The sequence below is a fragment of the Streptomyces atriruber genome, assembly GCF_001418325.1.
Lineage (GTDB): Bacteria > Actinomycetota > Actinomycetes > Streptomycetales > Streptomycetaceae > Streptomyces > Streptomyces atriruber.
On the sequence record NZ_LIPN01000556.1, the window covers coordinates 1 to 7,651 of the forward strand.

At 71.5% G+C, this 7,651-nt stretch carries 8 protein-coding genes; all 8 read right to left on the bottom strand.

Going from position 1 to position 7,651, the window contains the following annotated elements:
- Positions 1–1,486, bottom strand: a 1,486-nt coding sequence (locus AOK03_RS38300; RefSeq protein ID WP_244177924.1) for a condensation domain-containing protein, incomplete at its 3' end; no start/stop codon positions are given.
- 1 nt (position 1,487) lies between these two features.
- A complete protein-coding gene (locus tag AOK03_RS38305) occupies positions 1,488–2,273 on the bottom strand; it encodes an ABC transporter ATP-binding protein (protein ID WP_055569973.1) in 786 nt (261 codons plus the stop codon).
- Positions 2,270–3,211: a FecCD family ABC transporter permease gene (locus tag AOK03_RS38310; RefSeq protein ID WP_055569979.1), complete on the bottom strand. Its 942-nt coding sequence runs from the start codon at positions 3,209–3,211 to the stop codon at positions 2,270–2,272. The genes AOK03_RS38305 and AOK03_RS38310 overlap by 4 nt, the downstream gene beginning before the upstream one ends.
- A gap of 65 nt (positions 3,212–3,276) precedes the next feature.
- Positions 3,277–4,302: a FecCD family ABC transporter permease gene (locus AOK03_RS38315; RefSeq protein ID WP_055569974.1), complete on the bottom strand. Its 1,026-nt coding sequence runs from the start codon at positions 4,300–4,302 to the stop codon at positions 3,277–3,279.
- Positions 4,299–5,294 carry an ABC transporter substrate-binding protein gene (locus AOK03_RS38320; protein ID WP_055569975.1) on the bottom strand — a complete coding sequence of 332 codons (996 nt, stop codon included), beginning with the start codon at positions 5,292–5,294 and terminating at the stop codon, positions 4,299–4,301. Before AOK03_RS38320 ends, AOK03_RS38315 begins: the two co-directional genes overlap by 4 nt.
- Positions 5,295–5,396: 102 nt before the next feature.
- Positions 5,397–6,248 (bottom strand): siderophore-interacting protein, encoded by an 852-nt coding sequence (locus AOK03_RS38325; RefSeq protein WP_055569976.1) that lies wholly within the window; start codon positions 6,246–6,248, stop codon positions 5,397–5,399.
- Positions 6,245–6,484: a phosphopantetheine-binding protein gene (locus AOK03_RS38330; RefSeq protein WP_055569977.1), complete on the bottom strand. Its 240-nt coding sequence runs from the start codon at positions 6,482–6,484 to the stop codon at positions 6,245–6,247. Before AOK03_RS38330 ends, AOK03_RS38325 begins: the two co-directional genes overlap by 4 nt.
- A 321-nt stretch (positions 6,485–6,805) precedes the next feature.
- On the bottom strand, positions 6,806–7,651 hold an 846-nt coding region (locus AOK03_RS38335), incomplete at its 5' end, for a heparin lyase I family protein (RefSeq protein WP_208609692.1).

Consider the following 7,651-nt stretch of genomic DNA (forward strand, 5'->3'; position numbering starts at 1 on the left):
CCGACGCGGACAGCCGCTCGCCGCCGCGGACCAGGGCCGTGTGCCCGGGGTCGGCGGCGCCCATCGCGTCGAACGCGGTCGGCACGTCGACCGGTGCGCCGGGCAGGGCGGGCGGGCACCAGGACGCGAGGAGGCGCTCCGTGTACTCGGGGTTCCCGGCGAGCGGGATCCGTCCGACGGTCCGTCCTTCGATCAGCCCGGCGAGCAGAGCGCGCAGGCCGGACAGCATGGCGTCGACGGACGCCTGGTCGTTGGACCTGGCGTCGACCTCGAAGCCCAGCAGCAGTCCCCCGTCGCGGGCCGGCAGGACGCTCAGGCCCATGTCCTCCGGCGGGCCGCCCGCGACGTTGCGCATCAGGCCTTCGGCGCCCGCGAAGTCGATCGCGAGGTCGAAGGCCTTGAGGTTGATGCCGCGTCCGTGCAGCAGCGCGCCCGCGCCGGGCACGCCGAGGTCGCGCGGCAGGTCCTCGCCGCGGTAGCGCTGGTGGTCGCGCATCTCCTTCATGGCGGTGGCGACCCGGCGGCTCAACTCGCCGAGCCCGTCGCCCGGTTGCACGGTGACGCGCAGCGGCAGGACGTTGACGGCCATGGCTGGGGTGCGCAGCTCGACCGAGCCCGTCCGGCACATGAGGGGCAGCGCGAAGACCACGTCGGTGCGGCCCAGCATGCGGTGCAGGAAAGCGGCGTAGCAGGCGATCAGCGCCTCGCCCCAGGTGACGCCCTCGGCCTCGGCGAAGGCGCGGAGCGCGGCGGCTTCCCGGGAGGAGATGGCGGCGCGGGCGGTCAGCGTGCCGTCGGGGGCGCCGGCGTCGGTGGCGTCGGGCAGTTCGCCGAGTTCGGGGAGCGGGGTGAACCGCTCGACCCAGTACGCGCGGTCCTCGGTGAAACGGTCGCTCTCCCGGTAGGCCCGGTCGGCCGCGACGAGGGCGGCGAACCCGCCGAACGTCGACTTGCGCGGCTCGGTGCCGTTCACCAGGGCGGTGTAGCGGGCGGCGGTGCGGCGGGCGAGCATCGCCGCGGTGTAGCCGTCGAAGATCAGGTGGTGGCCGAGCTGGGTGTACCAGACCTCGCGGTCGGAGAGCCGGATGACGGTACGTGCGTACAGCGGCCGGTCGACCATCCCCCGGCAGGCCGCGCCCGTCCGCGCGCGTTCGGCGTCGACGAGCGCGTGGGCGGCGGCCACGGGATCGGTGTCGCCGCTGACGTCGACCACCTCGGGTGCGGCGACCGGGTCCTGACCGACCGTCTGGCGCGGCCCTTCAGGGGTGTCGTACACCCGCAGCCGCAGCGTCTCGGCTTCCTCGGTGGTCGCCCGGACGGCCTCGACGAGCGCGTCGACGTCGACCGGTTCGCTGCCGGATATCTCCACCACGTCGCCGACCACGTAGTACGGCGAGTCCGGTTCGAGGCGCTGCGCGTTCCAGATGCCCAACTGGGCGCTGGTCAGGGGCAGCAGGCCGTCCGAGGAGACGCTTGCGGTGCTCAACTTACTCTCCTTGCAGGGTGGGGACGACCATCGGCGTATCGGTGACCGGGTCGGGGACGATGACGCTCGGCAGGTCGAAGACGTCCTTGATCAGCGCGGCGTCGACGATGTCCCCGGGGTCGCCCTCGGCGACGACCCGGCCGTCCTTCATGGCGACGAGGTGGTCGGCGAAGCGGCACGCCTGGTTGATGTCGTGCAGGACGGCGATGACGGTGCGGCCCTCGTTGCGCAACCTGGCGAGCAGGCCGAGCAGTTGGTACTGGTGGGTGATGTCCAGGAAGGACGTCGGCTCGTCGAGCAGGAGGTAGGGCGTCTCCTGGGCGAGCACCATGGCCATCCACACGCGCTGCCGCTGTCCGCCGGACAGCTCCTGCGCCGGGCGGTCGCCGAGGTCCTCGACCCCGGCGGCCACCATCGCCCCGGTGATGGCCGCCTCGTCGTCCGGGGAGCGCAGGGCCAGCAGCGACTGGTGCGGGAAGCGGCCCCGGGCCACCAGTTGGCGAACCTTGATGTCCTCGGGGGCCAGCGGGTCCTGCGGCAGGAAGCCGAGCTGCTTGGCCAGCGCCTTCGCCGGGTAGCCGGTGACCTCGCGGCCGTCGAACTCCACCTGTCCTTCGTGGGGGCGAAGGAGCCGCACGAGTGCGCGCAACAGGGTCGATTTCCCACAGGCGTTGGGGCCCACGATGGCGGTGAACGCGCCGTCGGGGACGTCCAGGCTCAGCCGTGTGGAGACCACCCGGTCTCCGTAGCGCAGGGTGATGTCCCGCGCGGTCAGGCGTGCGGTCACGCGCGCCCCACCTCCTTGGTCAGCAGCCAAATCAAGTAGCAACCGCCGATCGCGGTGCTCACCACGCCGACCGGCAGGGCGACCGGCGCGAGGAGCATCTGCGCGATCAGGTCGGCGCCCTGGAGCAGCACGGCTCCGGTCAGCGCGGCCGGGAGCAGCGGCACACCGGCCGCGCCCGCGAGCCTGCGGCCGATCTGCGGGGCGGCGAGGGCGATGAACGCGATGGGTCCGGCCACGGCGGTCACCGTGGCGGTGCAGCCGACGCCGACGAGCACCATCAGCAGCCGCAGTCGGCCGAGCCCGACGCCGGTGGTCACCGCGATCGCGTCGCCGAGCGACGCCTGGTGCATGGCGTGCGCCCGCGACGCCATCAGGGCGAGCAGCACGGCGATCACCGTGAACGGGACCCCCAGGTCCTCCCAGCCGACGCCGGCGAGCGAGCCCGCGCTCCAGCCGACCGCGGCGATCGCCACTTCCAGGTCGGCGCGGAGCACGATCCACGAGTTGAACGCGGTGACCATCGCGTTGACGGCGATGCCGATCACCACGAGCCGCAGCCCGGAGAAGCCCCGGTCGAACGAGAGCAGGTAGATCACACCGGCGACGATCAGTCCGCCGAGCACCGATCCGGTGGCCAGTTGGGCGGATGTGCCCGACAGGACGGTGAGGGCGAAGAGGGCGCCGGTGTAGGCGCCCGCGTCGAGGCCGATGACGTCCGGGCTGCCCAGCGGGTTGCGCGTGAGGTTCTGGAAGATGGCCCCGGCCACGCCGAGGGCGGCGCCGAAGACGAGACCGGCGAGGACGCGCGGCAGCCGCCAGTCGGAGATGACCACGGAGCGGTGAGTGCCGGTCAGCGAGGCGAACACCTCGCCGGGGGTGGACCAGGACGCGCCGTAGCAGAGCCCGAGCAGCCCGAGGGCCAGCATCAGGACGACCATCACGACGACGAGGAGCACCGTGCGGCGTTCCGTTTTCGGTACGAGTGTTTTCAGTACGAGTGTGTTCACAGCGACCCCGCCCCGTAGCGGCGCACGGCCCAGATCAGCATGGGTCCGCCGAGGAACGCGGTCACGATGGCCACCGGCACCTCGCCGGTGGGCAGCAGCACGCGCGAGCCGATGTCGGCGACGAGGAGCAGGATCGGGCCGAGCACCATCGTGTAGAGAATCAGCCACGGCACCGAGCCTCCGGCGGGCCTGCGGACCAGGTGCGGCACGATGAGACCGACGAACAGGATCGGTCCCGCCACCGCTGTCGCCGCGCCGCTGAGCACGGTGATCAGTACGAGCGCGGCGATCCGCACCCGTCGGACATCGGCGCCCAGCGTGTGCGCGACGGTCTCGCCCAGCGACAGGGCGTTGAGTGCCCGGCTCAGCAGCAGCGCGCCGAGCAGGGCCACGGCGATCGCCGTCAGCGGCAGGGCCATCGGGGCCTGTTCGCGGGCCGCGAGGGAGCCGACCGACCAGAACCGGTACGCGTCGAAGGTGTCGGGGAGCATCAGTCGAAGCCCCAGGGCGACGCCGTTCAGCACGGCGGTCAGGGCGACGCCCGCGAGCACCAGGCGCAGCGGCGAGTGCCGTCCGACCGCGACGACGAGGAGTGCCGCGGCGACGGAGCCGAGCACCGCGAAGCCCAGTTCACCGGCCTGATTCGCCGTCAGTCCGAGTGCCGAGCCGATGGTGATGGAGAACCCGGCGCCCGCGGTGACCCCGAGGATGCCGGGTTCGGCCAGCGGGTTGCGGGCCAGCGTCTGGATGAGGGCGCCCGCCACCGCGAGGGCGGCGCCCACCGCGACGGCGAGCAGCGCACGCGGGGCGCGGACGTCCCGCACGATCACGTGGTCGTCGTTCGTGCCCTGATAGTCGAACAGGGCGCGCACGACCTCGCCGGGCGCGACCGAGCGGGCGCCGATGCCGATGCTGAGCACGGCGACGACGGCCAGCAGCACCAGGCCGCCGACGAGCAGGCCGATCTGCGGGACGGCCTTTCTGGTTCCGGCCGCCTCGGAGGCGCGGCCCGCGACGGTCACCGCTTCAGCAGCGGCGCGAACGACTCGTCGATCGCGTCCAGGGTCTGCATGGCCTGCCCGTAGGTCGCGGCCTCGGTGTAGCGGATCGGGAAGGTCTTGCCGGCCTTGACGGCGGGCAGGTTCTTCCACAGCTTCGAGTCCATGACGTACTTGACCGGCTTGGGGATGCTGCCGTCGGGGTTGACCGAGTAGGTGATGGCGTCGGCCTCGCCGAGCGCGTCCGGGAGCTCCTCGATGGAGGGGTACTCACTGACGGACTTCGAGCCGGGGCCGGGCTTCTTGACCTTGCCGTAGTACTTGGCGCCGACGTCCTGGGCGATGTTGGTGCCCCAGGAATTGCCGAACTCGCGCTGGAAGGTGCCCTTTGCGGTCTCGCCGTAGGCACCGACGTGGCCCAGCTTGAGCTTCGGCAGCACGTCCGCGTACTTCTTGGACAGCTTGTCGGCCTCGGCCTCGTACTTGTCCTTCGCGACGTCGTACTTCTTCAGCGCGCCCGCCGCGTCGGACTGCTTGTGGGTCAGCTTGCGCCAGGCGGCCGGCACGGTGGGGCCGAGGGCGACGACGGGGGCGATGCCTTCGAGCCGCTTCACGTCGATGTCGCCGAGCACCGGCGCGGGGACACCGATGACGATCAGGTCCGGCTCGGCCTCGGCGATGGCCTCGTAGTTGGTCTCGGTCGCCAACTCGCCCGCCACCTTGGGCGTCTTCTTGTACGTGGCGAGATCCTTCTTGGTCATCATCGGCTCGCCCCGCTTCCACGACGAGATCCCGACGAGGGGCGCGCCGCCCTCGATCATGGCCGGGACCGCGTAGCCGGTGGCCACCACACGCTTGGGGTCGGACGGGATGGTGATCTTGCCGTTGTCGGCGGCGAACACCCGCGTCTTGCCCTTGCCCGAGTCGTCCGACCCGCCGTCCGACGATCCGCACCCGGTCACCAACAGCGCCAGCGCCACGGCACCGACCAGGCCCGACGATCTGCGTATGGACATGTTTCGCTCCTTGTTACTTAGGTAAGGCTCACCTTAGTAGATGACCTTGTCGGCAGGACAATCGGGCGCGCAAAGATTTCGCGCGCCCTTCCGGCCGGTTGCTCAGTGGTCGTCCTCGTCGAAGTCGGCGACGCCGCGCTTCCAGTACCCGGTGATGTCGTGGTCGGCCTTGCCGAGCCCCAACTCGTCACGGACCCAGCGGCGCAGGGGCTTGATCTGCCCGGCCTCACCGGCGACCCACACGTAGACGCGCTCCCCCTCGGGCACGGTCACCGCGGTCACGGCCCGCTCCAGCGCGCCACCCGCACCGGCGGGCAGACCGCCGCGGTGCAGCCAGTGCACCTCGACGCCCTCGGGCGCGGACAGCTCGATCTCCTCGTCGGCGTCGGCCACTTCGACGAAGGCCCAGCCCTTGGCGGTCCGGGGCAGCTCCTCCAGCCAGCGCGCGATGGCGGGCAGCGCCGTGATGTCGCCCGCGAGGAGATAGCGGTCGTACGTGTGCGGGACGATCAGCCCGCCGGGCGGCCCCGCGAGGTGCACGACCGCGCCCGGCTCGACCGCGTGCGCCCAGTCCGACGCGAGGCCGCCGTCGTGCGGGACGATGTCGATGTCGATCTCACCCGTGACGGGGTCGTAGCGGCGCACCGTGTACTCGCGCGAGGTGGGGGCGGGCCGCGGCCAGCGCAGCATCGCCCCGTTCCGCTCGGGCAGCCGCAGTGAGCCGTCCGGTTCCGGGAAGATGAGCTTCACGTGCTCGTCGGGCGCGTGCGCCTCGAACCCCTCGGTGCCGGGCCCGCCCAGGGTCAGCCGCAGCAGTCCGGCGCCGACCTTGACGGTGCGTACGACCTCGGTCTCCCTGATGCCGATCGGGTACCCCACCTTCTCGGCGTGCGGCCCCTGGCGGACCTCGGCGATCCGCTCCAGGTGACGGTGCCGGTGGTCGACCCGGGTCATGCGGCACGCTCCGTCAGGAGGGCCGTCCAGTGCCCCAGTTCGGGCTGCTCGGCCAGGTCGGGGAACTCCAGGGTGGTCGCTCCCGCGGCGCGCCAGCGCTGGACCAGGGTCATGATCCGTACCGAGTCGAGGCCGAGGTCGAACAGGTCCTCGTCGGGCGCGATCTCGGCGGGGTCGCAGTCGAGCAGCTCCGCGATGTCGGCGCGGACGCGCTCGGGCGACAAGGTCTGGTTCATCGGATGGCTCCTTCGGGAATGAGCGCGGACCGCGTGGTCGGCGCACCGGTGTGACGGCGGGGCCGCGGCACCGGTCGACGTAGAGGCGCGTGCCGTCAAGGCGTTCGCCGATCACGGGCGAATCCGACGTTCACGGGCGACAGCTGGAGGCGGATCCGCGCCCACGACTCCCCGTTCCCAGGCAGCATGGACTCTCCTCCCCCCGGCGATACTCAGGAAAGGCTAACCTAACTTAATCATGGTCATCGCGTGAAAACGGGAGGCCTGTTCACAGGCCTCCCGTGGATTTCCGCGCCGCGCATCGGCGCGGCCGGCGCGGGGTCAGTCGACGTCGGCCCTGGCCTCCCCCATGGCCAGGCCGTCGATCCAGTTGATGGACGCCGTGCTCGCGTCAGTGCCCCAGTAGGTGCCCCACCGCGGCTTGTTGCCGAGGTCGTCCCAGGTGCGGGCGCCCGAGCGGGAGGCGATCTCCTGGCCGTCCAGGTAGACCGAGAGCTTTCCGGAGCTGGCGGAGCTCGTGGTGATGCCGAGCTGGATCGAGTGCCAGGCGCCGGACGACCAGGCGGCCGAGCCGATGGAGATCCACTCCTCGCCGGGAGCGACGTACCAGACCTTCAGCCTGCCGTCCTCCACCTTCATGATCACGGGGTAGTTCTGGCTGTGCTGGTCGTTGGTGCCGTTGGACTTCCACTGGAAGACGGTCTGCGCGTCGCCCGTCTTGGTCATCGAGTCCCAGCCGAACCAGTACGTGCTGCCGTTGCGGAAGGCGTACTCGCCGCTCCCGGTCCGCACGTTGTGCGCCTCGCAGCGCGGAACGCCGATGGGCTTGTTGAACTTGAAGAAGTCACCGCGGGCCGTGCCCCAGTTGTCGACGGTGACGCTTCCCGGCGCGTCGCACAGGGTGGTCCCGAAGACGCCGAGGCCGTTCGACGCGTCTCCGTCCCACAGGACGCTCTTGGCACTCTTGGCGCCGCCGGCACCCTTGGGGCCCTCCGCGCTCTCGTCGCTCTTGGTCTCCGACCGACCGGCGGGGGCCGCCGAGACGCCGATGGATTCAGGGGCGGCGACGGCCCAGGCCGCGAGGACAGCCACGATGATGCCGCCTGCTGAGGTCAGGGTCTTCCCGGTCCGGTTCACTGCATGCTCCTGCGAGGTGGGGGGCGGCTG